Below are 25,445 nucleotides of genomic sequence, written 5' to 3'. Positions count from 1 at the left end.
GTCCATTGAGGACCGGGGGATAAGCGGGACACTTCGTTCATCAGAAGTGGGAGACGGTGCTGATTTCGATTTCGGACGCAGCCGGAGCTGGCGTGTGCTTCGGCGCTGGCAAAGGCACGCCGAGCTCCGTGAGCAGCAAATGGCGCAACTCCTTCAGCTTCGGATGACCCGGCTCGCGAGGATGATCCAGATCGAGCGGAATATCGAGCGAAATACGACCCTTCGATAGCACGAGGACACGATCGGCGAGTAGCAGCGCTTCGTCCACATCGTGAGTGACAAGGAGGACAGCGGGGCGGCGGCGTTGCCACAGGTCGAGAACCAGTTGCTGCATTTTTAGCCGCGTCAACGCGTCCAGCGCGGCGAATGGTTCGTCGAGCAGCAGCAGTTGCGGGTCCTGTACCAGCGCGCGAGCCAGCGCCGCCCGTTGCGCCTCGCCACCGGAGAGCGTGAGCGGCCACGCATCGAGCCGGTGCGAAAGACCCACGTCGGCTAGCGCCGCCACTGCTTTATCGCGTGCATTAGCGCTACGCAAACCGAGTGTGATGTTATTGACGAGCCGCTTCCACAGCACGAGCCGGGGCTCCTGAAACACTACTGCCCGTTGAGTGGGGACCGTGACGGCTCCGTGTGACGCGGTATCGAGTCCCGCGAGAGTGCGCAACAAGGTGGATTTGCCCGATCCGCTATGGCCGAGCAGAGCCGTAAAACTGCCGCGTTCGATGTCAACGTTCAGTGAGTCGAGCACCACCTGTTGATCGAATGCGCGAGTAAGGCCGCGCAGACGAACCACGGGTTCTGACGCGGGTAAAGGCGGGGTCACTGTCACGGCGTGGCTCATTTTTTTTGCGCCGTTGGACGCCACACAAGCGCGGCGCTTTCAAGCTTTCTCACCAATGCATCGGCGGCAAGACCGAGCAGCGAGTAGACGATCAGGCCGACGAAAATGATGTCGGTTCGCACGAACTCGCGTGCGTTCATGACGAGATAGCCGACTCCGCTCGATGCATTCACCTGCTCGCCAACCACCAGGCTCAGCCACGCTACACCGATTGCGTATCGCAAGCCCACCAGTGCCGAAGGCAGCGCCCCGGGCAAGATGATGTGCCAGATCATTTCTGCGCGAGTCAGCCCGATCGTGGTCATTGCCTCGATAACTTTGGGATCGACATGGCGAATGCCCGCATACAGGTTCAGATAAATCGGGAAAGCAGAGCCCAATGCAACCAGCGCAATCTTCGGCGCTTCACCGATGCCGAACCACAGAATGAACAGCGGCACCAACGCAAGGTGGGGCATCGTGCGCAGCATTTGCATCGGCGGGTCGATCGCGTCTTCGCCTTTGGAAGAAAGCCCCGCAACGAGCGCAGCCACTACGCCAATCGTGGCGCCAATCGCTAGCCCGCTCGCGGATCGGCCGAGTGAAACGAGAAGATTGCGCGCGAGTTCGCCGGAGACGGTCATCGCCCAGAACGTCTGGGCGATCGTGACCGGCGCGGGAATGAAGCGCGTCGATACCCAGCCGTTCCAGCAGGCAATCTGCCAGGCGAACAATAATGCAATCGGTGATACCGCGCGACGCCATCGAATAGAGGGAAGACGGCGTTGCGTCGATTCGTTAAAGGCGTGTGGCGTCAGGAATTCGGTTTTTGCAGACATGTCCGTTGCTTTGACCAACAAAATTTACCGCGCAGCAGCGAGTCTCGCGTCAATGCGCCGGGCATGAGAAATCTATCGGAGAGAAGACGCCATGGACAACGAACAATAATTTCTATTCTTATCTGATTCGTTGCGCGAGAGCGTGGAGAAATGATCGATTGACTTAAGCAAAGCAGAATCGCTTGGTTCGTTCGAATGGAGCGGGTAGTTATTCTTCGATGCAAAGCCGAAGCATGCGGGCGCGTGTGCCTTTGCTATTCATCGCGTTTTTTTTATCGAACCTTCGAAATAGAACTATCGACTCATGACGACGCTCAACGAGTACCTTGTCCAGAAGCGCGCGGCGTGGCTCGCCAAACGTGAAGCGGCGCGCAACGATCCCAATATTGCAGCGAACCGACTGAAAGCCAACGTGCGTGCATTAGGCCGCAGTGGCGTGCGGGAAATCCGTATCCGCGATTTCCAGGTGATTAGCGATAGCCCGGCAGACTTCGCGGGATACAACCTCGGGCCCGCGTCGCCGGAATTGCAACTCGGCGTGCTGGGAAGCTGCATTACACACATCACGCTGATACAGGCCGCCGAGCGGCAGCTCAGGATCGATTCGATCGAGGTGGAAGTAACCGGTGAGCAGCATCCGCTTGCACAACAACCGGGCTTCGAAAATGTGCCGATCTATCCGCATAATATTCGCTATACGCTGGATATCGTGTCGCCTGAGTCACCCGAAGCGATTCGCGCGTTGCATGAAGCGGTGGAAGCGGTGTGCCCGATTTTCAATCTGCTGAAGAATCCGCAGATGATTGTCGGCGAATTGCGGCACGTGAGCGTGGCGGTTTAAGTCGCTGCTAGTTACCGCGCGAGTGGTTGCGGTGAGCTTCTCGCAGCGAGATTGCACGGGGCGCGATTTGCGGCTTCGCGCGCGTTGAACGCGCGAAGCGTATGCATCTCGCGTGGCGATTAGAGCGCGAGTCGTCCTTCGAACGCGATCTCGGCTAGCGGCTTGCGCTGGCTTTGCACTTCCCGGGCCTGCAGCGTTTCGGACAACGTGGCCTTGTCACCCGCGCGACCTATCGCAATACCCGCTTCAATCGAATAACCGTCGGGAACCGCGAGTTGCTGGCGAATCTTGTCGCGCTCGATGCCGGCGAGACCATGTGCATGCCAGCCGGACAGCGTGGCTTGCAACGCGAGGTAGGCCCACGCGGCGCCGGTATCGAACGAATGCGTCGGTGCAGGTACTTCCGCTGCCGCGCCGGGAGGCGTGAAGGTGTTCTTCGACAGCACGATCACGATAGCGGCCGCGTGCTTTGCCCAGCTCTGATTGAACTCATTGAGAAAGCCGACGAATTGCTCCCAATGCGGCGTGCCGCGCCGTGCATAAGCGAAACGCCACGGCTGCGAGTTATACGAGGACGGCGCCCAGCGAGCCGCTTCGAGGAGCGTCAACAGCGTAGCTTCGGGGATCGTGTCGGCACTGAAAGCGCGCGGCGACCAGCGGTCGAGAAATTGCCGGTCGATCGCGTGTTCGGCCGTACGTGAGTTCGATTCAGTTGTCATGGATTACTCCGGGGAAAAAGAGGTGAGTGCCCGAGTTCTGAAAGCAGATGGATCTGGGGCGACGCCGGCCATTTTATCTGCACGCATTGCGCGACTGAACTGAATTCTTCTCGCACACTTATCACTCGCGGAGTGGCTTACTTGTGATGAAAGCCAATTCGAATAAAGTTCTTTTCTTCCGTTTCAAGACAACAGGACTGGATGAAAAATCAGCGGCGCGACTCTGCGTGGCATACCGAGCCGGTAGTGACACAACGAGATAACCATCGAAGATTTGCTTGGTTTGGCGCAGCCCTGAATTCATTTATTGTGAAGGTCGCGTCACTTGGATCAACCATCCCCGGCGCAACCTGGATCCGGCAGCAACGGAGCGCCTTGGGCGCGCAACGCCTTCGCCGTGGTCCAGCCCAACAACCAGCAAGGAAGAAGCTTCATGGCGACAGGTACGGTCAAGTGGTTCAACGACGCGAAAGGTTTTGGCTTCATCACGCCGGATGACGGTGGCGATGATCTTTTTGCGCATTTCTCGGAAGTGCGCGCGGAAGGTTTCAAGTCGCTGCAGGAAAATCAGAAGGTGAGTTTCGACGTCAAGCAAGGGCCGAAAGGCAAGCAGGCCGCGGATATTCGTCCGCTGTAATTGCGAGCATTTTTAGCTCTTCGAGACGCGCATCGCGTTCGGCTGCGCAGAGAGACGACGCGCTGCCGCCCTATCTGGGCCGGTGGCGCGTTGTGCTTTTAGCTGTGTGCTGTCGTTCAAGGCTTGCAATGTTCTGACTCTCGTCAGGATCTGAACTTACGCTTACTCGATGACAGATAGTGTGCAATTCACTTCTGGCAGGGTCCGCTGCGACCATCAAAACGAAATCCTTCCCGCCTGCCTAAAAACCTCCTGCGAAAGGATGACTGGCCGATGAGGTTTCCCCGGTCTTTCGTTGTTAAAGCCAGCCACTTTCTCGTCCCCTGCCATTTAGAAGCGATACCAACCCGACGCGTAAAAATTACGGATCGCCATCCTGTAGCAGCGCTTTTCGTTCTTAATAAAATTGATCGCTGTTATCTCGCTCTATTCGAAGCTGAAACAGATTGTCCGATGCATAGCATTGCACTTTTCCGATCACATTCTGAAAAAGCGAACCGGACAATAATAAGTTTTCAAATCGATGTTAATTTCCGGCATTCCATTGACTAGACTAAGCTTATCAGCCGGATAGAGGATTGCTTATCGCGGCTGAATCCATAGTCTTCAGAGGTGAGCCATGATGAAATCGCTGATTTGCGTAGCTATAGCCGCGGCCTGTTCCGCCGCGCCGATCGTTGTTTTCGCCCAATCCAGCAGTTCAGTCACGCGAGAGCAGGTGCGAGCCGAGGTCATCGATCTTCAGAAAGTGGGATATAGCCCCGGTACGGCGAGCGATTACGATTTCCCCGGCAATATCCAGGCGGCCGAAGCACGCCTTGCCGCGCAACGGGCTGGTGCGCAAAAATCTTCGTCAGGTGGCTATGGACCGTCCATCGGCGGATCAGGGCAATCCGGCGCGCGGAGCGTGCGGGTAGTGCCATGACACGCGGCTTTCAATGTGAGTAAGTTCGCAGTCGAACCCTCGGTTCTGCCAGCGCGCATTGACCAGGCGCGCGCTGGCAGACCAGTCGCACCACACTGACTTCGCCAGAGAAGAGTCGCGAACTCGCGTTTATTCGCAAAAAGACAAACCAACGCGCCCAGGTCACGCGAAGTCTTTGCAGAAAATCGCACACGTCTTCGCATTCGATCCTCTCGTAGCATTAAGACTCGCGTTACGCTCACTCCCGCTTCAAACGCCGGTGAGCAAACGCATCGCTTCCATTCCTGTCGATCTGACCAGTACCCAGTTCCGCAGCAATCCCTATCCCGCATACGAACGCTGATCCAGGATTGATCCGAACCACCGCGCCCCGCGCCGGCAAGGCGTCGGGGCGCGTTATGCGGCAGCCGCATAGCGCAATGCCACACCCGCATCACCGATATTTTTTTCCCCCTTAGCATTTGCCGAACCTCCCGTGAGTCGCTGGGAGCCCGATCTGCAACCAGTCATATTCATCGACGCCCGCGCCGCTTACGAGCCGCGTGGGCGTCGAATCAACCCGAAGGGATCGATACATGAAAAACCGCCTCACGCTATATATCGCCGCCGGCATGGTGCTCGGCGTCATCGCAGGCTATGTGTGTCACGCCGGGGCGGCCGATGCGGCGACCACCAAGGCGATCGCCGGTTACTTTTCGATCATCACCGATATCTTCTTGCGGCTGATCAAGATGATCATCGCGCCGCTGGTGTTCGCGACGCTCGTGTCGGGGCTTGCCGGCATGGAGAGCGGCTCGGACGTGGGCCGCATCGGCTTGCGCACGGTCGGCTGGTTCGTGCTGGCGTCGCTGGTCTCGCTGGCGCTCGGGCTGGCGCTCGCCAACCTGCTGCAACCGGGCGCTGCGCTGCATCTGACGCCGCCCGCCGGTGAGGTCACCACCGGACTCGACACCGACGGCCTGAACGTCAAGAACATCCTGACGCACGCGTTCCCGACCAGTCTGCTCGACGCGATGGCGCGCAACGACATCCTGCAGATCCTCGTGTTCTCGCTGTTCTTCGGTATCGGCCTTGGCGCGCTCAAGCAAGATCCGCGCGTGAAGGTCGTGGTGGATGCCATCGACGGCATGGTGCCGGTGATGCTGCGGCTCACCAACTACGTGATGCGCGCCGCGCCGTTTGGCGTGTTCGGGGCGATTGCGTCGGCGGTCACGGTGCGCGGACTCGGTGTCCTCCTGACATACGGCAAGCTGATCGGCTCGTTCTATCTGGGGCTGGTGCTGCTGTGGGCGATTCTGATCGGCGTCGGTTATCTGTTCCTCGGCAAGCGCGTCGGCACTTTGCTCAAGCTGGTGCGTGAGCCGGCTCTGCTGGCGTTCTCGACGGCCAGCAGCGAAGCGGCTTATCCGCGTCTGACCGAAAAGCTCGAAGAGTTCGGCGTCGACAAGAAAGTGGTCGGCTTCACGCTGCCGCTCGGCTATGTGTTCAATCTCGACGGCTCGATGATGTATCAGTCGTTTGCCGCGATCTTCATCGCGCAGGCGTTCGGTATCGACATGCCGTTGTCGCAGCAGATCATCATGTTGCTGGTGTTGATGCTGAGCAGCAAGGGCATGGCGAGCGTGCCGCGCGGGTCGGTGGTGGTGGTCGCGGCGGTCGCGCCGATGTTCCATCTGCCCACCGCCGGTGTCGTGCTGGTGCTCGCAATCGACCAGATTCTCGACATGGGCCGCACGATGACCAACGTGATCGGCAATAGCATCGCGACCGCCGTGATCGCCAGGTGGGAAGCGCGACGCTCGGCGGCTCCGGCGCAGGCGCAGCACTTCGATCAACTGCAAGGCGAAATTCGATGATGGAACCGTTAGCCCGGCCCCGGCGGTCTCTCGGCATCATCGGCGGTCTTGGGCCGCTGGCGAGCGCCGATGTGTTCTACAAGCTGGTCAAGGCCACCCCGGCGAGCAACGATGCCGAGCATTTCGATCTGGTGTTCGAGCAGCATCCGTATCGCAATGCGGGGCGCTCGCGGGAGGCGACTGTCGAACGCATGCTGTATATCTTCGACACCATTCGCGAATTCGAGAAGCGCGGCATTGCCTCCGTGGTGTTGCCGTGCTTCCTGAGCCACACGTTTATTGACCAGTTGCAGGAGAATTCGCCGCTGCCTATCGTCGATATGCTCGAAGGGATTCGCGCTCATGTGCGGCGGCGTTTTCCTTCCGCGCGGCGCATCGGCGTGCTCACGTCGGACTATGTGCGTGATGCAGGGCTTTTCGAGCGTTACTTCACGCAGCCCGAGTTCGAAGTGATTCATCCGCGACCTTTCGAGGCGGACGGTCTCGATCCGGTGACGAGCGCCGTGTACGGAGAAAACGGCATAAAAAGCGGCACACTCAGCGGATTGCCGGTGGAGTTGCTGCGCGCGGCCTGCGAAGATCTGGCCGCGCAGCGCGTGGACGTGATCGTGCCGGGCCTCACCGAGATCGGCCTCGTTGCGGACCAGCTCGACCGTTCGTCCGTACCTTTGCTGGATTCGAACCTCGTGTATGCACAGTATGTCGTGAGTGGCGAGTACGGTCATCCAGGACGTGTTTTCAAGGTCGGCGTGGTAGGCGGCGTGGGACCTGCGGCGACGATCGATTTCATGCAGAAAGTCGTGCGCAACACACCGGCTTCGCGCGATCAGGATCACATCAAACTGCTGGTCGAGCAGAACCCGCAGATTCCCGACCGCACCGAGAATCTGATCGGCGACGGACCCGACCCCACGGTCTCGCTTTACGCGACGTGCAAGAAACTCGAAGCGGGTGACGCCGACATCATCGCGATTCCGTGTAACACCGCGCATGCGTACGTCGAACGGATTCAGCCTTATTTGAAGGTGCCGATCGTCAACATGCTGACTGTGACGGTCGCGTATCTGCGCGAGTCGTTTCCGGCGTTACGGGAGGTCGGTCTGCTTGCGACATCGGGCACGATTGTCAGCGGCGTTTATCAGAAGGCGCTGGAAGCGCACGGTCTCACGCAGGTCGTGCCGGGACCTGCGCTGCAGGCTCGCGTGATGAACGCTATCTACGGGCCGCGTGGCGTGAAGGCGGGCTATACCACCGGCGAATGCGTGGATGAAATCACGCAGGCAGTCGACGATCTGATCGGGCGCGGTATCGAAGTCATCATTCTTGGCTGCACCGAATTGCCGTTGCTGCTGCAGCAAGGCGAGATACGCGGGTCGAGCGGACGCATTGCAATGCTCGCCGATCCGACCGACATTCTCGCGCGGCGTTGCGTCGCGTATGCGCGCGGCGACATGCAGGCGGAAGTTGTCGGGTTAGCCTCGCTGAGTTCCGCTTAGGTATCTCGGCGAATCGTGGGACCGGACCGTCTATGCCGCCGGGCGGGATTGAAGGTAGTCCCAGAGATCGTTGATCAACGGCATGTCGTTGTTCCGGTCGCGATAGAGGCGCAGTTCGAGATCGAGTTGCCATGTCTTGTCGCCTGCCGGCACGAGCGAGCCATCATTGAGTTCCGATTCGATCAGACTCTTTGGCAGCCACGCGATACCTTCGCCATTGAGAACCAGACGTTTGAGTACATCCGCCATATCGGATTCGAAATGCGGATTAAGGATCGGTTTCTTACTCGCGCGATGCAGTAACAGGTCGAAGCATCGGCCGAAATAGGTCGTCGCGCTATAGGCGATAAGCGGAATAGGGCGCGCGAGCGTGCCAGGAAGTCTGAATGCGCGAGTCAGGCGCGGGTCTGACGAACACACCGGCAGGAATACATCGCGGCCGACAGTGAGATACGGATAGCGTGTCGAGTCGAGATGCAGCGGCAGTTCGGGATGCTCGTAGGCGAGCATCAGTTCACAGTTGGAGTTCACGAGCATCAGAATCGAGTCGTGAACATTGGTCGGTATGATCCGCACTCGCTGCACATTAAAGCGGCTCTGCAGCGATTGAAGCCAGTCCGGTACAAAGCCCACGGAGATTGCATGCCCAGCCGCTATTTGCAGCGCAGTGCCCGGCATGCGTTGCTCGCTGCGAATGATTGCACGCGTGTCGAGCAACTTGCCGATGACGTCTTCGGCGGCTTCGCGAAAAAGCCTGCCAGCGGCAGTAAGAGTAGGGGGGAAGCTGCTGCGGTCGATCAGTTCCGCGCCGATCCACTGTTCCAGAGCCTGAATGCGGCGACTCAGGCCCGACTGAGTCACATTTCTAAGTTCTGCCGCGCGCGAAAAACTTTGGTGCTGTGCGAGTGCGATGAAATCCTCAATCCATTTGACTTCCACTTTGACTCCTTGACGGCATCCAGACTTATCGGCCTTACGATTAATTGGCGCCTCATTCTAAACGCGCCAATTATGTGGCGCATTCAACGTATGAGGAATTGGGCATTGGCGATATGTTGGGGAAGGGCAGGCACGGCTCGGGAAAATCGTCACCAGAACAACCTGCCACGCGCTTCGATCTCCGTTCACATTCCCATTACGCATAGGTAGAAACTATGCAAAGCATCGTAAAACAGTGTTGGTCAACGAAATTTGGCGTCAGTAAATTCGGACGCATCGTGGGTTGGGGGACATTTCACTAATCGAAGTCCCAGCCCGGTTGATCAATTTTCGTCTCGTACGCGATACGACGGAGACACTGGAGAGACGTATGGCTCAAGACCGCATGACGGTTCCCCTGATCGAGAAACACACGATCGGTTACGTGCCGCAAAACGAGCGGCACGGCAAGGTTCGCGATCTCTTCACGCTCTGGTTTGGCGGCAATATCGCGCCGTTGCCGATCGTGACCGGCGCGCTCGGCGTGCAGATCTATCACCTCAATCTCTTTTGGGGCATCGTCGCGATCATAGTCGGGCAGGCGCTGGGCGGCATCCTGATGGCGCTGCATTCGGCGCAGGGCCCGCAGATGGGTATTCCGCAGATGATCCAGAGCCGCGCGCAGTTCGGCTCATGGGGCGCGCTACTCGTGACGGTGATCGCCGGCATCATGTATGTGGGCTTTTTCGCGTCGAACATCGTGCTGGCGGGTAAATCACTGCACGGCATCGAATCGTCGATTCCGGTGAGCGTCGGCATCGTGATCGGCGCAGTGGGTTCGGGGCTGATCGGCATCATCGGATACCGATTCATACACATGCTGAACCGGATCGGCACATGGGTGCTCGGAATCGGTATCGTGGTGGGATTCGGCTACATCGTGACGCACGTGCAGTCGGACGATTTCCTGACTCGCGGTGGTTTCAGCATCGCCGGCTGGCTCGCTACAGTGTCGCTGTCCGCGCTCTGGCAGATCGCTTTTGCGCCGTACGTGTCCGACTATTCACGCTATCTGCCCAAGGATGTGGGCGTCGCGTCGACGTTCTGGGCGACCTATCTCGGCTGCTCGCTGGGCTCGACGCTCGCGTTCGTATTCGGCGCCGTGGCCGTGCTCGCGGTGCCGGCCGGTGCCGACACGATGGACGCCGTCAGGACATCGACCGGCGCGATCGGCCCGATCATGCTGGTGCTGTTCCTGCTGAGCGTGATCAGCCACAACGCGCTGAATCTGTACGGCGCGGTACTGTCGGTCATTACGTCTCTGCAGACGTTCGCGTACCGGTGGATTCCGACGGCGCGAGCGCGTGCGGTGCTGTCCATCGTCATTCTCGTGGCGTGCTGTTTTGCTGCGGTCGGTGCGTCGAAGGACTTTATCGGTCACTTCGTCGATCTCGTGCTCGCGCTGCTGGTCGTGCTGGTACCGTGGACGGCGATCAACCTGATCGACTTCTACGTGATCCACAAAGGCCAGTACGAAATCGAATCGATCTTCCGCGTGGACGGCGGCATCTACGGACGCTTCAATCCGCAGGCGCTGATCGCTTACGCAATCGGTATCGTGGTGCAGATTCCGTTCATGAATACGCCGATCTACGTGGGTTCGTTCTCGTCGCATCTGGATGGCGCGGACCTGTCGTGGCTGGTGGGCATCGTCGTGACGACGCCGCTGTACCTGTGGCTCGCTACACGCGACACCGCGTATCGCCGTCGCCAGAATCAACCGGTGGCTTCGGCGCGATAATCAGTGCGGCGCGCCTTGCGCGTTGTGACATTCGTCTGATGTTCAAACAGAAAAGCCCGTCGGCAACCTGCGTTGCCGACGGGCTTTTTGCCATCCGCCTCGAACTTATCCCTGGCCGATGTGCAGGCGCCGGATATAGCTCTCACAGAAAGCTGAGAATCGCCTGACCACCTCGCGCGGCTTCATCGAATTCGACATGGCGATGCCGAGCGTCGTCGCGTTCACGCTCTCCTTGAACTGCTTGATCACGAAGCCTTCGCCGTCGACGGTGCGGTTCGACTTCAGCGGGAAGTTGAGAATGCTGTAACCGAGCCCGTTCGCGACCATGCCTCGCACCACTTCCGGCTGCGACGACCGGAACGCCGGCATGGGCCGGCCGCCCACCGCGTCGAACAGCGACGAGAAATACTCGCGGCTGTGCGGCAGATCGAGCATCACGTACGGCTCGGAAAGCAGATCCTGCAACGACACCTTGCGCGCACGCGCGAGGCGGTGCGTGCCCGGCAGGATCGCGTAAGGGGGCAGTGTCAGCAGCGGATTGAACGTGACGCCGTCGGCGAGATCGAGGCTGTAGGTCAGCGCGATATCCAGCGAGCCGTCCAGCAGACCGCTCAGCAACGTGTCCTGATGCGCCTCCGTGGTGCGGAACGTGATGCCCGGATGATCCTGAACGAAGCGGCTGATGATGCCCGGCAACAGCGGCGGCGCCAGCGACACCATGCAGCCGAGCGCGATGGACCCGGACATGCCGCCGTCCAGTTCCTGCGCGGTGAGTTGCAGTTCTTCGGCGTTTTTCAGCAGATTGCGCGCGTGGCCGAGCAGATCGCGGCCCGGCTGCGTGAGCGACAGTCCGCTCGCGTGATGGCGGATAAAGAGCTGCACGCCGAACAGTTCTTCGAGATCGGCGAGCGCCGTGGAAATGGACGGCTGCGAAATATGCAGACGCTTCGCAGCGGCAGTGAACGACAGTGTTTCTGCGGTCACGACGAAGTAGCGCAGTTGACGCAGCGAATAACGTACCGGATAGCCTTCCATCCAGATCTCCAGTGAAGACGTGCAGAGCGTCATTATCCGCCGTCGCGCGGCAGCTTGCATAGGTAAAAACAATGCATGGCATTTTTTGAATGTATTTTAGTTTGAGGTCCGTGCCGCGTAGAGTCTGTCGCTATGTCGTCGTCGGAAGAGGGTTGCGCAGCGCACCCCGACCATAACGGATCAAGTCGTTTTTCATAGGAGGCAGCCATGACGGCTGAAAAACTGTCCATCGACACCGTGATCGTAGGTGCCGGTCAGGCCGGCGTAGCAGCGAGCGAGCACCTGAGCAGGCAAGGTGTTCCGCACCTCGTGCTGGAGCGCGACCGGATCGCCGAACGGTGGCGCACGGGCCGCTGGGATTCGCTGGTCGCAAACGGTCCCGCCTGGCATGACCGGTTCCCCGGCATGGAGTTCGAAGCACTTGACCCGGACGCGTTCCCGGGCAAGGAGCAGGTCGCGGATTACTTCGTCGCCTACGCGAAAAAATTCAATGCGCCGGTACGTACCGGTGTCGACGTGAAGCGTGTCGAGCGTCAGCAGGGGCGTCCAGGCTTCATCGTCGAAACGAGTGAAGGCACGATCGAAGCGAAGCGTGTCGTGGTGGCGACCGGGCCGTTCCAGCGCCCCGTGATTCCGCCGATCGCGCCGCAGGACGCAAACCTCACGCAAATCCATTCGGCCGACTATCGTAACCCCGCGCAATTGCCCGCAGGGGCGGTGCTGGTGATCGGCGCGGGTTCCTCGGGCACGCAGATCGCCGACGAACTGAATCGCGCGGGCCGCGACGTGTACCTGTCGGTCGGCGCACACGACCGTCCGCCGCGCGCGTATCGCAATCGCGATTTCTGCTGGTGGCTCGGCGTGCTCGGCGAGTGGGACAAGGAAGAGGCCGGCCCCGGCCGCGAACACGTGACGATCGCCGTCAGCGGCGCGTACGGCGGTCAGACCATCGACTTCCGCCGCCTCGCGCATGAAGGCATCACGCTCGTCGGCCTGACGAAATCGTTCGACGACGGTGCCGTGCAATTCGAGCAGGATCTCGCCGACAACATCCGGCGCGGCGACGAGAATCTGTTCGCGTTGCTCGACGCCGCCGACGCCTATATCGAACGCAACGGTATCGATCTGCCCGCTGATCCGCTGGCGCGCGTGATTCCGTCCGACCCCGCATGCGTGACGAACCCGCTGCGCGAACTGGATCTCGCGAAGGCAGGCATCCGCACGATTATCTGGGCGACGGGTTATGCGACCGATTACAGCTGGCTGCACGTCGACGCCTTCGACGAGAACGGCAAGCCGAAACATCAGCGCGGTGTATCGAAGGAGCCAGGCGTGTACTTCCTCGGTTTGCCATGGCTGTCACGACGCGGCTCGTCATTCATCTGGGGCGTGTGGCACGACGCGAAGCATGTCGCCGATCACATCGCGACGCAGCGCAAATACGCCGAATATCGCGACGCGGACCAACGTCGAGCCGACACGGATCGCACAGCGAAAGCTGAATCCGCGCGGAACGACACGCAAACCACCAACACGACCGAACTGGGAGTCAACTGATGCCGACCCATACCCGCATCCGTATGTTCAACACGAAAGACACGTATCCGAATCAGACGCTCGACAACGACCTGTGCCAGGCCGTGCGCGCCGGCAACACGGTGTATGTGCGCGGCCAGATCGGCACCGATTTCGACGGCAACCTGGTCGGTCTGGGCGATCCGCGCGCACAGGCCGAACAGGCGATGAAGAACGTCAGGCAACTGCTCGAAGAAGCGGGCAGCGACATGTCGCACATCGTCAAGACGACGACGTACATCATCGATCCGCGTTACCGTGAGCCGGTTTATCAGGAAGTCGGCAAGTGGCTGAAGGGCGTTTTTCCGATCTCCACGGGTCTGTGCGTGAGCGCGCTCGGGCAGCCGCAATGGCTGATGGAAATCGACGTAATCGCCGTGATTCCCGATAACTGGACGCCGTCGCAAAGCTAAGGAGCAACGCATGACATTCTCGATCGTCGGACGTTGCCGTGAGACGGGTCAACTCGGCATCGCCATCAGTTCGTCGAGTATTTCGGTTGGCGCGCGCTGTCCGTGGGTGCGCGCGGGCGTCGGCGCAGTGGCGACGCAAAATGTCACGCTGCCCGCGCTCGGTCCGTTGATTCTCGATCTGATCGAGCGTGAGCAACTGAGCCCCGAGGCCGCACTCGAGCGGGCGTTGAGCGAGCAGGCGTGGAGCGAATATCGTCAGGTGACGGTGGTCGATTCGCAAGGCCGCACGGCGGTATTCACCGGCCAGCAAGCGCTCGGCGTGCATCATGCGGTGGCGGGCGAGCAGTGCGTCGCGGCGGGCAACATGCTGGCCGGCCCGCATGTGATCGACGCGATGACGACAGCGTTCGAAGCGGCGCAGGGCATGCTCGCCGACCGTCTGCTCGCGGCGTTGCACGCGGCGATGAAAGCAGGCGGGGAAGCAGGCCCGGTACATTCGGCCGCGTTGAAGATCGCCGATACGCAAGTGTGGCCGGTGGTCGATCTGCGGGTAGATTGGGCCGACCACGATCCGATCGGCCAACTCGATTCACTGTGGCAAGCGTATCGCCCGCAGATGAACGACTACGTGACGCGCGCACTCGATCCGACCACGGCGCCGAGCTATGGAGTGCCCGGCGATGAGTGAGCTATCGAGCCGCGCGGTGCTGGAGCGTCTTGTCAGTTTTGCGACTGTCAGCCGCGATCCGAATCTCGAACTGATCGCGTTCGTTCAGCAATATCTGGCCGATCACGGCGTCGAATCCGAGCTGTTTCATAACGACGAGCGCACCAAGGCGAATCTCTACGCGACGATCGGACCGCGCGACAAGGGCGGCATCGTGCTCTCCGGTCATACGGACGTGGTGCCGACCGACGGCCAGGCTTGGAGCGTCGATCCGTTCCGTGTCACCGAAAAGAACGGCCGTCTGCATGGACGCGGCACGGCGGACATGAAGGGCTATCTCGCGGCGGTGCTCGCCGCGGTGCCGATGCTGGTCGCGCGCAAGCTCGACATGCCGGTGCATCTGGCGTTCTCGTACGACGAGGAAGTAGGCTGTCTCGGGGTTCGCTCGATGCTCGCGGATATTCAGGAGCGTGCGCACAAGCCGCGTGTTTGCCTGATCGGCGAGCCGACCGGAATGAAGCCGGTGCTCGGTCACAAAGGCAAGCTCGCGATGCGCTGTCACGTGAAAGGCGCGGCGTGCCATTCGGCGTATGCACCCTATGGCGTCAACGCGATCCAGTACGCGGCGCGGCTCATCAACCGGCTCGAAGCAATCGGCGACGAACTCACGCAGTCGCAGTATTGCGACGAGCGTTTCGATCCGCCGTTTTCGACGGTGCAGACGGGTGTCATCAAAGGCGGACGCGCGCTGAACATTGTGCCCGCCGAATGCGCATTCGATTTCGAAGTGCGTTCGGTGCCGGGCTTCGACGCGAACACGGTCGCCGAGCGTCTTCAGGCCTATGCGCAAACCGAATTGCTACCGAAAATGCGCAAGGTGCAGGCCGATACCGATATCCGTCTGGAACCGCTCAATGCGTATCCTGGACTCGCCACATCGCCCGACAGCGACGCAGCGCGTCTGCTCGCCCATCTAAGCGGATCGGATGACTTCGGCACCGTGGCGTTCGGCACCGAGGGCGGGCTGTTCACGAACGCGGGTATTCCGACCGTGGTGTGCGGGCCGGGCAGCATGGACCAGGGCCACAAGCCGGACGAGTTCATCACGGTTGAGCAGTTGCAGCAATGCGATGCAATGCTTGCGCGGCTCGCGCAACACCTGAGCGAAGGCGCGAGTCGCTGAACGGAGAGAGCGAGTGAGGTAGCCGCACTTTCACTATCGAGTCTGTCGGCGGCAGACCTGAAAACCGGTAGCGCGGCCGCGCAGGCACGGTCACGATGCAGCGCTTATTTCTGTCGATTTTCCTCGTGGAATTCGACGTCCTCGATCACATCGCCGATATCCATACGCTGGCCCGCGCGCTCGCGTACTTCCTGTTCGTGCGTCTGCTTGGCGCGTATTGCCTGCTCACGAAGCTGTTTGCGCAGATCGCGCGTCTTCCACCAGATGATGCCGCCAATCACGATGGCAGCCCCAAGTAGCACTGCCAACATCACGAGCGAAACGGCGAACCCCACGACGAGCAATGCAGCGCCGATTACTACGGCCAGCACCTTCGTCAATAAGCCCGGCGGTCGAGAACGCAGGGTTGCACCGTTCTGTCCGAGCCTTTCCTGCTGCCTGTCGAATTGCATTACATCTCCAATCGCCGTTATCCCGACGCGGTTTCAAGGGTGAACGCAAAAGCGAGCTCAAATTTGATGGTTTGAGGTTGAATTGCTGATGCGAGGGTCGCCCCTTTAGAACAAAGATTTACGCGGTGGAACTTCGAGTGCTTTGTCCTGTGCGGATCCACGTTGCATACCGTGTGCATTATCATGCGCAAGCTCGGCGGGTCGCAAGCGGGTCGGCCGGAGGCCGCTGGGGCGGCATTGGGAAAGTAATCACGCGCGGTCAGTTGAGGGCGGCGCTGATTTTCTGCGGTGTTTGGCTAGCAAGATGGTCTTTTACATTCGGTTCAATTTGACATAACGTAAATTATCAACAGAAAATCTGTAGCGGCAATATGAGAATGTCATGTTTCAGCAAGATACAGATGTCGGGTTTTGCTGCTGGTGCGATGCTGGGTGCTTCCGGTCGGATTCCGGGAGGCTGGCATGCGTCAAGCCGAACTGGTGACACTGAACATGCGCGAACTCGACCGGTTGAAGATGGTCCAGCCGTATTCCGCCGAGCATCTTCCGCTCATTCATCCGCAAACCCAATCAGTGTATTTGTTCATCGCATGGATGCCGCGCCGTCACTTGACGAGAATATGACGTAATCGGCTCTGGTGCCTCCGTAGTAATTGCGGCGCCCAGCTCACCGTCCATTATTCAAATCAGGAGACACCATGGCAGAGCAGAACAGCCGGACCCGGGTCGACAAGGCCAGACAGGCGCGGCGCGCACTGATTTCCAGTTGCGTCGGGACATCGGTGGAATGGTATGAATACTTCATCTACGGCACCGCAGCCGCACTGTATTTCGGACCGCTGTTCTTCCCGAACAAAGATCCCGCGATCGCACGGCTGATCGCCTTCGCGTCGTTCGGTGTGGCCTTCCTCGCCCGTCCACTCGGCGCGTTCGTGTTTGGCCACCTCGGCGATCGCATCGGCCGCAAGTCGACGATGATCTTCACGCTCATGCTGATGGGCACGGCCACCGGCGCGATCGGAATACTCCCGACTTACCAGCAGATCGGCGTACTCGCCCCGGTTCTGCTGGTCACGCTGCGTCTGCTGCAAGGTCTCGCGGTTGGCGGAGAATGGGGCGGCGCCGTGCTGGTGGCAGTCGAAAATGCGCCACGGCACAAGGTTCGGCTCTACGGCGCGGCGCCGCAAATGGGCAGCGGCTTCGGGCTGTTCCTGTCGACGGGAGCCATGGCGCTCGTCGGCCTGTTGCCCCCTGACGCGCGCCTCGCATGGGGCTGGCGTGTGCCCTTCATTGCGGGCTTCGCGCTCGTGCTGATCGGCCTTTTCATCCGGCTCGGCGTCGCGGAATCCGAAGACTTCAAACGCATGAAGGCGGCCGGCCGTCGCGTGAAGCTGCCGATCGCGGACGTGCTGCGCCACGCGAAGCTGCCCACGCTGGTGGCCACCGCGATGTCCGCGTCGTTTGCGGTCGTGTTCTACATGGTAGCCACCTACTTCGTGTCGTACGCAACGTTCCATCTGAAGATGCCGCAGGCTACCACCTTCAGACTCGTGATGATTGCCTCGCTGATCGATCTGATCGCCTTTCCGATCATCTGCTCCTACGCGGACCGGATCGGCGCACATCGGGTATTTTTCTTCGGCACGCTGTTTGCCGTGCTGTGCAGTGTTCCCCTATTCCTGACGCTCAATACGGCCAGTCCGGTGCTGGTCGGTCTTGCACTCTCGTTGACGATGGTTTGCGGACAGGTCACCACCTATGGCGTGGTCGGCAGCATGAGCGCCGAACTGTTCCCCGCCGAGTACCGCTATACCGGCGTCGCGGTGTCGGGAGCGATCGCGTCGATTCTGTTCAGCGCCCCCACTCCGCTCCTCGCCGAATGGCTAATGCACAAGACGGGTTCGTGGGTGTATCTGGCGGGCATGGTGTCGGTCGCCGGGTTCATCGCGACGCTGGGCGGCATCGGCTACATGAAGCTGCGTCGTCAGGTGCATCCGGTGGGCTACGTGGGCGAGTCCAGCCACGCCGTCAGCGACGCCGCCAGTCCTGCTGCGACCGTAATCGGCAGTAGCCCTATGTGATGGGCTGACGCCTCTTCCTGCCGCGCTTCCAGATCACGCCACCGTTCAATCGCGGTGGCGTGATCGTTTGTTCAGTACGCTGGGGAAATCGAAATCGGAAGGCAACGCGATGTCATGCAGCCGAGCGACCGGCGTCCAGCGGCACCGCGCCGGCATCCGGAATCAACGACTCGAATTGCTGATGCAGATGCTCGCGAAAGCTCGTGATCGCCGCAGTCGGCAACGCCTTGCGCGTCACGATGCTGCCGTAAGACCGCGTGGCGTGAAAGTCCGTTAGTTCGAGCGTGGCGCGATTGCGCCGCGCATTCGACTCCGCGAGCGATCGTGGCATGAAGGTCAGAAAGCCTCCCGTGTCGATCATGCCGAGCAGCGTCGGCAACGTCGCCGCCGTCGTCGCATCGAACACAGCGCCGCGTTCGCCGAAGGCCATCGCCAGCCGCTGACGCAGGTCGCTGTAACGCGCCAGCAGAATCAGCCGATAAGGCAACAGCATGTCGATCGTCACCTCTTTCGCTTGCGTAATCGGATGAGCGGACGGCGCCATCAACACGACCGGCTCCTCCGCCAGCGGACGAAACAGCAGGTTGTCGTGGTCACCGTCGACCGCCGCGACGCCGAGATCGGCCGTGCCGTCGGCGATCGCCTTGAGCACGTTTTCATACGGCATGTCCTTGAGCTGGACACTCACGTCCGGAAAGCGCTCGCAATACGAATGAATGATCTGCGGCATGAAGGTTGCCGCGATCATCGGCGTCGCGGCAACGACGACACGATTGCGCGCGGCGTCGGAGCGGTCGCGGAACTGACGCAAAATGTCATACAGACCGCCGAGCGCGTCGATCGCCGCAGCTTGCAGCAAGCGGCCTTCTTCGGTGGGTTCGACGCGCCGGGTCGTGCGCACCAGAAGCTGCACCCGTAGTACGGATCCCAGCTTTTTGACCCGACTCGACGCGGTGGGCTGCGAGATGCAGAGACGCTCAGCCGCTTTGCTGAACTGCCCTTCTTCGAGGACTACCAGAAATGTTTCCAGCTCGGGCAGGTGAAAGCGAAACGAGGGATTGTCCATGAGGTCGGCAAGGATCGAGAAGTACGAACGCTCGAACGCGAGAGGTATACGGCATCGTTGATGTGCTGGCGATGGTAGCACGCAGCGTAAGCTGTAGATTGATGTCGCGGATGCGTGCTCGACCAGGGAAAACGCGTAGGTTTGCAACCAGCCGTGGCCGTTTCGCCTTCGCATGCGCGAGCGCCGGCATCCATCCCGGAGCCGGCGCATGTCGAGATGAATCAGCCAGCTTCGGCTTACGCTTCGGCGAGATCGTGGAGCAGACGGGTCAGGTATTTGCCGTCACGAAACGCAAGCGGCGGGCGGTCGCCGCGAAACACGTTCTCGACCAGGCCGAGAAACACCACGTGATCGCCGCCGGGGTACGTCGCCATCTTCCGGCACTCGAGGAACGCAGACGCGCCGCGAATGATCGGCAAACCGGCGACACCTTCGTCGATTTCGACGCCGTCGAACTTGTCGTCGCCGGACTTGGCGAAGCGATCCGACACGTGAATCTGATCGACGGCGAGGATGTTGACCACGAACCGTTCTGTGTCGCGGAAAGCAGGATGACTGCGTGACGTAGTCGACTGGCTCCAGAGAACGAGAGGTGGCGCGAGCGAGACGGAACTGAACGAATTGGCGGTGACGCCGTAACGCCGTCCGTCGGCGCCCAGCGTAGTGATGACCGTCACGCCTGTGGTGAATGCGCCAAGCGTGTTGCGCAAAATTTTGCTGTCGATGGCGTTCATGGTTTTTCCCCAAAAAATCAGGCTGTTTCTAACGCCGCGCAATACGCGGCCATTTGTTCAATCGATACGAGCACGATCCGATGCGCGACCGCAAAGCGCACCAGATCGGCTCGCCGCGCCATCGTTCCGTCTTCGTTGACCAGTTCGCAAAGCACACCGGCGTAGCCGCGCCCCGCCAGCCGCACAAGGTCGTAAGCGGCCTCGGTGTGACCGGGGCGCTCCACCACACCGCCCTCGCGGGCGCGCAGCGGAAACACGTGACCGGGACGCACGAAGTCGGCAGCCACCGATTTCGTCGACGCGAGCGCATTAATCGTTGCGGCGCGGTCGGCCGCCGAAATGCCCGTGGTGACGCCGTGGCGAAGATCCACGCTGACGGTGAACGCCGTGCGAAAGGACTCGTCGTTCTCCTGCACCATCGGCGGCAATTGAAGGCGATCGAGCACGCGGCCCGGCATCGAGATACAAATCAGACCGCTGGTGTGCCGCACCATGAACGCGAGAGCTTCGGGCGTCATCGCGTCGGCGGCGATGATCAGATCACCTTCGTCCTCGCGATCCTCGTCGTCGACCACGATGACGAACTCGCCACGCTCGATCGCCCGTATCGCGGCCGGCACACTGTCGAACGCGGCCGTCGGATCGGCACGGCGTCGAAGCGATGCAGCGCGCGTCAACGGGTCGGTCAATGGGCTACCCTGGCGGCTTCGTTCGTCGGCCGGCTCGATAAAAAAGCTGCTGCGCTTGCAGACCTCGCCTGCGTCGTACGATGCGTCGTCTGCGCGTGCATCGAGCGTGGAATTAGCGTCTTGCATATTGATTACCCTTGCGTCCATTTGCGTCAAACAGAAAGTCAGCGAGGCGCTCGTTACAGCGGCACTTCGATATCGAGCAAAGGCGCATGCTGCTGCGCGCCGTAAATGTCCGTGTCGCCGATCGCACCCGAGGCGACCCGGCGCGGCAGCGTCGCTTTCCACGCGAGCGCGGGCGGATACTCGGTGAATCTGACTTGCCCGACCTCGACCTGATAGAGCGCCGCAATTCGCTCCGCCGTGATGACGCCCGACTCGCGGACCTTCTCGAACAGCGAACGGTCGTCGAACATGATGTCGAGCGTGATATGGAACGGTCCCGCGTTCTTGCTCTTGCAGGCCTTCGCAATGTCTTTGAGACGGACCATCGTCACACCTCCTCGTAATCGATCGGGAACATTTCCAGCGGATCGTCGGGCAACACGACGTGCTGCAGAATGAATTCGTAGACTTCGCCGCGCTCGATATCCGACGGCGAGAATGGAAACGCCATGTTGCCTTCCCGGCACATCCGGCCGGCGAAGTCGGAATGCAGCAAGGTCACTCGCGCCAGCGACAGCGCCGCGTTGGCGATCTCCTGCGTTTTGCCCACGACCTCCGCAATGATCGCCATCTCGATCGGTACGACGCCCGTCGCCGGCTCCCAAGCGCCCATCACGCCGTTGCGGCCGTATGTGCGCAGCACAAGCTGATAATCGTCGGCGTTGATGCCGAGTGCGGACACTTTCGTGCGCGTCGATTCGCGCACGAAATCGAGAAACGGTTCGATTTGCGCGATCAGCCCGGGGTCCCGGGTCGCGGCAAACGTCACGGTACTGAAGCCGACGCTGCGCACACCCTCGAGCTTGATCGAGTAAGGCTGCGGCTGCCAGCGCATGCCCGACACGCGCACGACGCGATCGGTGACGGCGTCGATCCGGCAATCGGTGGTGTCCATGAGGCCACCAGGCTCATGACGGATCACCGGACTCGACGTCTCGTGCAATGCCTGCACGGCCACCGACAACGGCGTGCAGCGCAACTCGGGATTCATCGGTTCCGCTTCAACATAGTCTTCGCCGACCGTCACGAGCAGGCAGTCATGCTTCTTCGGAATAGCGGCGTTGCACGCGCACTCCAGCATTTTTCCCGCGTACCACGACGAGGCAGCCGGCATGCCGTGATGCATCGCGAGCGCGACCCACGGCGACGGATCAGTGCCGCGTCCGCCGAGAATCACCTGCGCGCCCGCTTCCAGTGCGGCGCGATAAGGCTCCGGACCCATCATGCCGACAATCCGTTTCGCGCCGTCCAGCACCTGCTCGTCGAGGTGCGGCGCGTCGTCGAGCGCTCTGATACGGCCTTCGCCAAGCCGCTGTTTGATATAGGCCGCCGGTTGCTCCGCGTGGATCAGCGCCATTCTGAAATGCAGATCATGCTCACGGGCGATTTCGCGCACGATCTCCGCGCAGACCTGAAGATGCGGCTCACCGCCTGCGCCACCCGCGGTGCCGACCATCATCGGCACGCCTGAGGCGATCGCCGCGCGCAGCAGCAGCGAAAGATCACGCTTCATCGCAAGCCGCGAGTTCAGCGTTTTGCCGGAGCCGAGGTAAAACGGACCGGGGTCTGAGCTGCCGCCGTCGACACCGAACATGTGCGGCTTGCGCTCCATCGCCGCTCGAATCGATGCCTCGGGAAAGCCATACCCGAGGATGCCGCTCGCCGACATCATGCGTACAGTCTTGCTGGTCATTGTGACGGGTTCTCCTGGCTAGATGCTCGACTCACGCTCACGACGGCTTGCGCCAGTCGCCCGCCAACGGTTTGCGCAGACCCAGATGACTGCGCAGCGTGTCGTCCTCGTATTCCTTGCGGAACACGCCGCGCTTCTGCAATTCGGGGATCACCAGACGCACGATGTCCTCGTAGGTCCCCGGCACATAGGTCGCCGACAACACAAAACCATCGCACGCCTTGTCGAACCATTCGATCATCTGCTCCGCGACCTGCGCGCCTGTGCCGACAAAGCACGGTCCGTCGCGCAGCGTGCCGCGACCGGACGCCTCGACGAAGTCCTTCACCGACGGATTCTTTTTGCCGCTGACCTGCACCACCTTGTCGCGCAGGCTTTGCCATGACACGGCGGCGAGTTCCTCGTCGGTGAACGGCTGATCGTAGGGGCGGCCCGCGAAGTCGATATTCAACGTTTCGCCGATCATCGTGAGACCGTCGATGGGCCGCGACAGCGCCGCGATCACATCGTGCTTCTCGCGCGCCTCGGCTTCCGTTGCGCCCACGATGATCTTCACTTCCGCGCAAATCCTGAGCGAGTCAGGATCGCGCCCTGCCGCTGCCGCGCCCGCCTTCAGCGCCTGGTACTGTTTGATGCCGTTCTCGAGCGTGGGATATTTGGCGAACACCACTTCGGCCCAGCGGGCGGCAAACGCAAGGCCGCGACCGCTCTGCCCCGCCTGCAGGATCACCGGATGCCCCTGCGATGAACGCGGTACGGTCAACGGTCCGCGTGAATTGAAGAAGCGCCCGTTGTGATCGAGGCGCGTCACCTTCGACGGATCGGCGAAATAGCTTTCCTGCTTGTCGGCCACGATCGCGCCTTCGCGCCACGTGTCCCAGTGGCCCATCACCACTTCCATGAATTCGTCGGCGCGGTCGTAGCGGGCGTCGTGTTCGAGATGTTCGTCGGCACCGAAGTTGGCGGCCTCCGAGTCGTTCATCGACGTCACCACGTTCCAGGCCACGCGCCCTTTCGTCATCAGATCGAGCGTGGCGAACAGACGCGCCACGTGATACGGCTCGTAGTAAGTCGTCGAATACGTCGCACCGAGACCGAGACGGGAGGTGACCATGCCCATCGCCATCAGCACCGAGGTCGGTTCGAGCTTGATCGCACGCACGCCGTAGCGGACCGTTTCGCGATGGCTATTGCCGTAGATATCGGGCATCGCAAGACGGTCATCGAAGAACGCCATGTCGAACTTGCCTTCTTCCAGGGTACGTGCCACGCGCTGGTAGTACTCGGGAGTCAGATAGTCCGTCATGCTCGACGGATGCCGCCACGAGCCCGCGTAGTTGCTGCAGTTCTGCGCCTGAAGGAAAGCGACCAGCGCCATTTGTCGAGGCTTGTTGGAACTCATGATGTGATTGTCCTTGTGATGGTTCTGGCAACGGTGTGCACGGAAGCAAAGGTATTCCCACGAGGCCACCTGGGACAATTTGCACAGTTCGATAGATCTATAGGCATATCGAATGAATCACGCTATTCGGGCCGCACATCGATCCGGTTATGCTTGTCGCCAGGCCTGAATCGCAATGCTTTCACGGCCTCGGACAAATGAATGCGAGCATCGGTCATGCATTCATCCGTTTGACGAATAGACCCGAAGAACCGCAATGGGCGTCGAACAGATTCATTGCGAGGTCCGGGCAATTTACCTGGAGGAGACGTTTCGTGAACCTGTCAACGCAGCCCACGCCGGGCGCCGTCCACAACAACCCGCCGCTTCTGCAAACCCATTCCCCAAGTGCCGCATGGCTCGGCAGCGCTCAGGAGCCCGCGCTGGACCCGCAGCGACGGATCATCGATCCGCATCATCACTTCTCGCATCACTGGGGAGGCTACGGACTCGACGACCTGCTGCGCGATACCGGCGCCGGTCACCGGATCGAAAGCACGGTCTACGTGCAATGCGGCTGGGAATACCGTCAGTCGGGCGACGAAATGATGAAACCCGTGGGCGAAACCGACGCCGTGGTGCGGCTCGCCGAAGCGGCCAAAGCGCGCGGCGCGAATACCGATGTTGCAGCCGGGATCGTCGGCTTCGCCGATCTGCTACTCGGGGATGCGGTCGAGCCGGTGCTGGGTGCACAGATCGACGCGGGCAAAGGACGTTTTCGCGGTATCCGCTTTGCCGCCTCGCGGCACGAATCGTTTCAGCATGGCGTGCTGCCGCGACCGCCCGTCGGGCTCTATGCGAATAATGCGTTTCGCGCGGGCGTCCGGCAGCTCGCCCGACTCGGACTGACGTTCGACGCCTGGGTGTATCACACGCAACTTCAGGATGTGATCGAGCTGGCGCGCAGCGTGCCGGAATCGACGATCGTGGTCGATCACATCGGCGGCCTGCTTGGGGTTGGACCTTACGCGGAGCGCCAGAAGGCAGCGTTCGACGAATGGTTGCCGCTGCTCGCGCCGCTCGCAGCCTGCCCCAATATCGTGATGAAGATCGGCGGCTATGGGACTACGGTGTTCGGCTACGACTTCATCAGTCAGCCGAACCCGCCATCGTCGGCCACGCTTGCCGATGCCTGGCGGCCCACGGTGACCGAGGTGATCGAAACCTTCGGTGCGAGCCGCTGCATGTTCGAGAGCAATTTCCCGGTCGACCGGGCGTCCGCGAGCTATGCCACGGTGTGGAACGCCTTCAAGAGACTCGCCGTTGACGCCAGCGAGTCGGAAAAACAAGACCTTTTCTATAACACCGCAGCGCGAACGTATCGGATCGGCGACGCCGGTCGCTAACGTTGACCGAGCTCGCGCTGACTATTGCGTCGCAACGCTTTCTGACCCTCGCA

At 60.8% G+C, this 25,445-nt stretch carries 25 protein-coding genes; 13 read left to right on the top strand and 12 right to left on the bottom strand.

The window, feature by feature from the left end:
- Positions 1 to 40: 40 nt before the first annotated feature.
- Together BLS41_RS30410 and BLS41_RS30405 are read right to left on the bottom strand one after the other, a co-directional pair.
- Entirely contained in the window at positions 41 to 829 is a 789-nt protein-coding gene (locus BLS41_RS30410) for an ABC transporter ATP-binding protein (RefSeq protein WP_253189841.1), read from the bottom strand.
- Positions 830 to 837: 8 nt separating this feature from the next.
- Positions 838 to 1,659, bottom strand: coding sequence for an ABC transporter permease (locus BLS41_RS30405; protein WP_074773119.1), 822 nt, complete (start codon positions 1,657 to 1,659; stop codon positions 838 to 840).
- A 304-nt stretch (positions 1,660 to 1,963) separates the two neighbouring features.
- Between BLS41_RS30405 and BLS41_RS30400 the strand changes: the two genes are divergently transcribed.
- Entirely contained in the window at positions 1,964 to 2,500 is a 537-nt protein-coding gene (locus tag BLS41_RS30400; protein ID WP_074771421.1) for an OsmC family protein, read from the top strand.
- 119 nt (positions 2,501 to 2,619) lie between these two features.
- Here BLS41_RS30400 and BLS41_RS30395 read toward each other — a convergent pair whose 3' ends face one another.
- Positions 2,620 to 3,219: a nitroreductase family protein gene (locus tag BLS41_RS30395; RefSeq protein ID WP_074771420.1), complete on the bottom strand. Its 600-nt coding sequence runs from the start codon at positions 3,217 to 3,219 to the stop codon at positions 2,620 to 2,622.
- 433 nt (positions 3,220 to 3,652) lie between these two features.
- Between BLS41_RS30395 and BLS41_RS30390 the strand changes: the two genes are divergently transcribed.
- The 4 genes from BLS41_RS30390 to BLS41_RS30375 all read left to right on the top strand — a co-directional run bounded on the left by BLS41_RS30390 (position 3,653) and on the right by BLS41_RS30375 (position 8,133).
- Positions 3,653 to 3,856, top strand: a complete 204-nt coding sequence (locus BLS41_RS30390; RefSeq protein ID WP_074771419.1) for a cold-shock protein — start codon at positions 3,653 to 3,655, stop codon at positions 3,854 to 3,856.
- 622 nt (positions 3,857 to 4,478) lie between these two features.
- Complete coding sequence (locus BLS41_RS30385; protein ID WP_074771418.1) at positions 4,479 to 4,781, top strand: DUF4148 domain-containing protein; 303 nt, start codon at positions 4,479 to 4,481, stop codon at positions 4,779 to 4,781.
- Between the two features lie 575 nt (positions 4,782 to 5,356).
- Positions 5,357 to 6,637, top strand: a complete 1,281-nt coding sequence (locus BLS41_RS30380) for a dicarboxylate/amino acid:cation symporter (RefSeq protein WP_074771417.1) — start codon at positions 5,357 to 5,359, stop codon at positions 6,635 to 6,637.
- Positions 6,634 to 8,133 carry a cysteate racemase gene (locus BLS41_RS30375; protein WP_074771416.1) on the top strand — a complete coding sequence of 500 codons (1,500 nt, stop codon included), beginning with the start codon at positions 6,634 to 6,636 and terminating at the stop codon, positions 8,131 to 8,133. The genes BLS41_RS30380 and BLS41_RS30375 overlap by 4 nt, the downstream gene beginning before the upstream one ends.
- Before the next feature lie 30 nt (positions 8,134 to 8,163).
- Here BLS41_RS30375 and BLS41_RS30370 read toward each other — a convergent pair whose 3' ends face one another.
- Entirely contained in the window at positions 8,164 to 9,072 is a 909-nt protein-coding gene (locus BLS41_RS30370) for a LysR substrate-binding domain-containing protein (protein ID WP_074771415.1), read from the bottom strand.
- Between the two features lie 370 nt (positions 9,073 to 9,442).
- Between BLS41_RS30370 and BLS41_RS30365 the strand changes: the two genes are divergently transcribed.
- The gene (locus BLS41_RS30365; RefSeq protein ID WP_074771414.1) at positions 9,443 to 10,852 is read left to right on the top strand and encodes a purine-cytosine permease family protein; all 1,410 of its coding nucleotides are present in this window, start codon (positions 9,443 to 9,445) and stop codon (positions 10,850 to 10,852) included.
- Between the two features lie 105 nt (positions 10,853 to 10,957).
- Here the strand turns inward: BLS41_RS30365 and BLS41_RS30360 are convergent, their stop codons facing one another.
- Positions 10,958 to 11,887, bottom strand: coding sequence for a LysR family transcriptional regulator (locus BLS41_RS30360; protein ID WP_074771413.1), 930 nt, complete (start codon positions 11,885 to 11,887; stop codon positions 10,958 to 10,960).
- A gap of 207 nt (positions 11,888 to 12,094) precedes the next feature.
- On the opposite strand from BLS41_RS30360, the gene BLS41_RS30355 reads away from it, so the two are divergent.
- Genes BLS41_RS30355 through argE form a run of 4 tightly spaced genes read left to right on the top strand, consistent with a single transcriptional unit; the run spans position 12,095 to position 15,725 of the window.
- Positions 12,095 to 13,444 (top strand): flavin-containing monooxygenase, encoded by a 1,350-nt coding sequence (locus BLS41_RS30355; protein ID WP_074771412.1) that lies wholly within the window; start codon positions 12,095 to 12,097, stop codon positions 13,442 to 13,444.
- The gene (locus tag BLS41_RS30350) at positions 13,444 to 13,875 is read left to right on the top strand and encodes a RidA family protein (protein WP_074771411.1); all 432 of its coding nucleotides are present in this window, start codon (positions 13,444 to 13,446) and stop codon (positions 13,873 to 13,875) included. Before BLS41_RS30355 ends, BLS41_RS30350 begins: the two co-directional genes overlap by 1 nt.
- A gap of 10 nt (positions 13,876 to 13,885) precedes the next feature.
- Entirely contained in the window at positions 13,886 to 14,563 is a 678-nt protein-coding gene (locus BLS41_RS30345; RefSeq protein WP_074771410.1) for a DUF1028 domain-containing protein, read from the top strand.
- A complete protein-coding gene (argE, locus tag BLS41_RS30340; protein ID WP_074771409.1) occupies positions 14,556 to 15,725 on the top strand; it encodes an acetylornithine deacetylase in 1,170 nt (389 codons plus the stop codon). Before BLS41_RS30345 ends, argE begins: the two co-directional genes overlap by 8 nt.
- A 104-nt stretch (positions 15,726 to 15,829) precedes the next feature.
- On the opposite strand, the gene BLS41_RS30335 is transcribed toward argE, so the two are convergent.
- Positions 15,830 to 16,177, bottom strand: a complete 348-nt coding sequence (locus BLS41_RS30335; protein ID WP_074771408.1) for a hypothetical protein — start codon at positions 16,175 to 16,177, stop codon at positions 15,830 to 15,832.
- A 462-nt stretch (positions 16,178 to 16,639) separates the two neighbouring features.
- Between BLS41_RS30335 and BLS41_RS39220 the strand changes: the two genes are divergently transcribed.
- Both BLS41_RS39220 and BLS41_RS30330 read left to right on the top strand, forming a co-directional pair.
- Positions 16,640 to 16,801, top strand: coding sequence for a hypothetical protein (locus BLS41_RS39220; protein WP_171910350.1), 162 nt, complete (start codon positions 16,640 to 16,642; stop codon positions 16,799 to 16,801).
- A 74-nt stretch (positions 16,802 to 16,875) separates the two neighbouring features.
- Positions 16,876 to 18,258 carry an MFS transporter gene (locus tag BLS41_RS30330; protein WP_074771407.1) on the top strand — a complete coding sequence of 461 codons (1,383 nt, stop codon included), beginning with the start codon at positions 16,876 to 16,878 and terminating at the stop codon, positions 18,256 to 18,258.
- 112 nt (positions 18,259 to 18,370) lie between these two features.
- Here the strand turns inward: BLS41_RS30330 and BLS41_RS30325 are convergent, their stop codons facing one another.
- The 6 genes from BLS41_RS30325 to BLS41_RS30300 all read right to left on the bottom strand — a co-directional run bounded on the left by BLS41_RS30325 (position 18,371) and on the right by BLS41_RS30300 (position 24,007).
- The gene (locus tag BLS41_RS30325) at positions 18,371 to 19,324 is read right to left on the bottom strand and encodes a LysR family transcriptional regulator (protein ID WP_074771406.1); all 954 of its coding nucleotides are present in this window, start codon (positions 19,322 to 19,324) and stop codon (positions 18,371 to 18,373) included.
- 236 nt (positions 19,325 to 19,560) lie between these two features.
- Positions 19,561 to 20,058, bottom strand: coding sequence for a flavin reductase family protein (locus BLS41_RS30320; protein WP_074771405.1), 498 nt, complete (start codon positions 20,056 to 20,058; stop codon positions 19,561 to 19,563).
- A gap of 17 nt (positions 20,059 to 20,075) precedes the next feature.
- Complete coding sequence (gene ribB / locus BLS41_RS30315) at positions 20,076 to 20,873, bottom strand: 3,4-dihydroxy-2-butanone-4-phosphate synthase (RefSeq protein WP_083380161.1); 798 nt, start codon at positions 20,871 to 20,873, stop codon at positions 20,076 to 20,078.
- 53 nt (positions 20,874 to 20,926) lie between these two features.
- A complete protein-coding gene (locus BLS41_RS30310) occupies positions 20,927 to 21,238 on the bottom strand; it encodes a DUF4387 domain-containing protein (protein WP_074771404.1) in 312 nt (103 codons plus the stop codon).
- A 2-nt stretch (positions 21,239 to 21,240) separates the two neighbouring features.
- Entirely contained in the window at positions 21,241 to 22,605 is a 1,365-nt protein-coding gene (locus BLS41_RS30305) for an acyclic terpene utilization AtuA family protein (RefSeq protein ID WP_253189840.1), read from the bottom strand.
- Between the two features lie 37 nt (positions 22,606 to 22,642).
- Positions 22,643 to 24,007 carry an LLM class flavin-dependent oxidoreductase gene (locus BLS41_RS30300; RefSeq protein WP_083380160.1) on the bottom strand — a complete coding sequence of 455 codons (1,365 nt, stop codon included), beginning with the start codon at positions 24,005 to 24,007 and terminating at the stop codon, positions 22,643 to 22,645.
- A 314-nt stretch (positions 24,008 to 24,321) separates the two neighbouring features.
- Here BLS41_RS30300 and BLS41_RS30295 point away from each other — a divergent pair, with 314 nt between their 5' ends.
- Positions 24,322 to 25,392, top strand: a complete 1,071-nt coding sequence (locus BLS41_RS30295; protein WP_253189839.1) for an amidohydrolase family protein — start codon at positions 24,322 to 24,324, stop codon at positions 25,390 to 25,392.
- Positions 25,393 to 25,445: the final 53 nt, after the last annotated feature.

Source organism: Paraburkholderia fungorum (assembly GCF_900099835.1).
GTDB lineage: Bacteria > Pseudomonadota > Gammaproteobacteria > Burkholderiales > Burkholderiaceae > Paraburkholderia > Paraburkholderia fungorum_A.
The sequence above is the reverse complement of the archived record's forward strand: the minus strand, read 5'-3'. Positions and strand labels throughout refer to the sequence as shown.

Coding starts and splice junctions, on each gene's coding strand:
- BLS41_RS30365 (WP_074771414.1), top strand. CDS start 9,443: ATGGCTCAAGACCGCATGACGGTTCCCCTGATCGAGAAACACACGATC.
- BLS41_RS30395 (WP_074771420.1), bottom strand. CDS start 3,219: ATGACAACTGAATCGAACTCACGTACGGCCGAACACGCGATCGACCGG.
- BLS41_RS30320 (WP_074771405.1), bottom strand. CDS start 20,058: ATGAACGCCATCGACAGCAAAATTTTGCGCAACACGCTTGGCGCATTC.
- BLS41_RS30400 (WP_074771421.1), top strand. CDS start 1,964: ATGACGACGCTCAACGAGTACCTTGTCCAGAAGCGCGCGGCGTGGCTC.
- argE (WP_074771409.1), top strand. CDS start 14,556: ATGAGTGAGCTATCGAGCCGCGCGGTGCTGGAGCGTCTTGTCAGTTTT.
- BLS41_RS30335 (WP_074771408.1), bottom strand. CDS start 16,177: ATGCAATTCGACAGGCAGCAGGAAAGGCTCGGACAGAACGGTGCAACC.
- BLS41_RS30330 (WP_074771407.1), top strand. CDS start 16,876: ATGGCAGAGCAGAACAGCCGGACCCGGGTCGACAAGGCCAGACAGGCG.
- BLS41_RS30405 (WP_074773119.1), bottom strand. CDS start 1,659: ATGTCTGCAAAAACCGAATTCCTGACGCCACACGCCTTTAACGAATCG.
- BLS41_RS30310 (WP_074771404.1), bottom strand. CDS start 21,238: ATGGTCCGTCTCAAAGACATTGCGAAGGCCTGCAAGAGCAAGAACGCG.
- BLS41_RS30375 (WP_074771416.1), top strand. CDS start 6,634: ATGATGGAACCGTTAGCCCGGCCCCGGCGGTCTCTCGGCATCATCGGC.
- BLS41_RS39220 (WP_171910350.1), top strand. CDS start 16,640: ATGCGTCAAGCCGAACTGGTGACACTGAACATGCGCGAACTCGACCGG.
- BLS41_RS30385 (WP_074771418.1), top strand. CDS start 4,479: ATGAAATCGCTGATTTGCGTAGCTATAGCCGCGGCCTGTTCCGCCGCG.
- BLS41_RS30305 (WP_253189840.1), bottom strand. CDS start 22,605: ATGACCAGCAAGACTGTACGCATGATGTCGGCGAGCGGCATCCTCGGG.
- BLS41_RS30360 (WP_074771413.1), bottom strand. CDS start 11,887: ATGGAAGGCTATCCGGTACGTTATTCGCTGCGTCAACTGCGCTACTTC.
- BLS41_RS30355 (WP_074771412.1), top strand. CDS start 12,095: ATGACGGCTGAAAAACTGTCCATCGACACCGTGATCGTAGGTGCCGGT.
- BLS41_RS30300 (WP_083380160.1), bottom strand. CDS start 24,007: ATGAGTTCCAACAAGCCTCGACAAATGGCGCTGGTCGCTTTCCTTCAG.
- ribB (WP_083380161.1), bottom strand. CDS start 20,873: ATGCAAGACGCTAATTCCACGCTCGATGCACGCGCAGACGACGCATCG.
- BLS41_RS30380 (WP_074771417.1), top strand. CDS start 5,357: ATGAAAAACCGCCTCACGCTATATATCGCCGCCGGCATGGTGCTCGGC.
- BLS41_RS30350 (WP_074771411.1), top strand. CDS start 13,444: ATGCCGACCCATACCCGCATCCGTATGTTCAACACGAAAGACACGTAT.
- BLS41_RS30390 (WP_074771419.1), top strand. CDS start 3,653: ATGGCGACAGGTACGGTCAAGTGGTTCAACGACGCGAAAGGTTTTGGC.
- BLS41_RS30345 (WP_074771410.1), top strand. CDS start 13,886: ATGACATTCTCGATCGTCGGACGTTGCCGTGAGACGGGTCAACTCGGC.
- BLS41_RS30325 (WP_074771406.1), bottom strand. CDS start 19,324: ATGGACAATCCCTCGTTTCGCTTTCACCTGCCCGAGCTGGAAACATTT.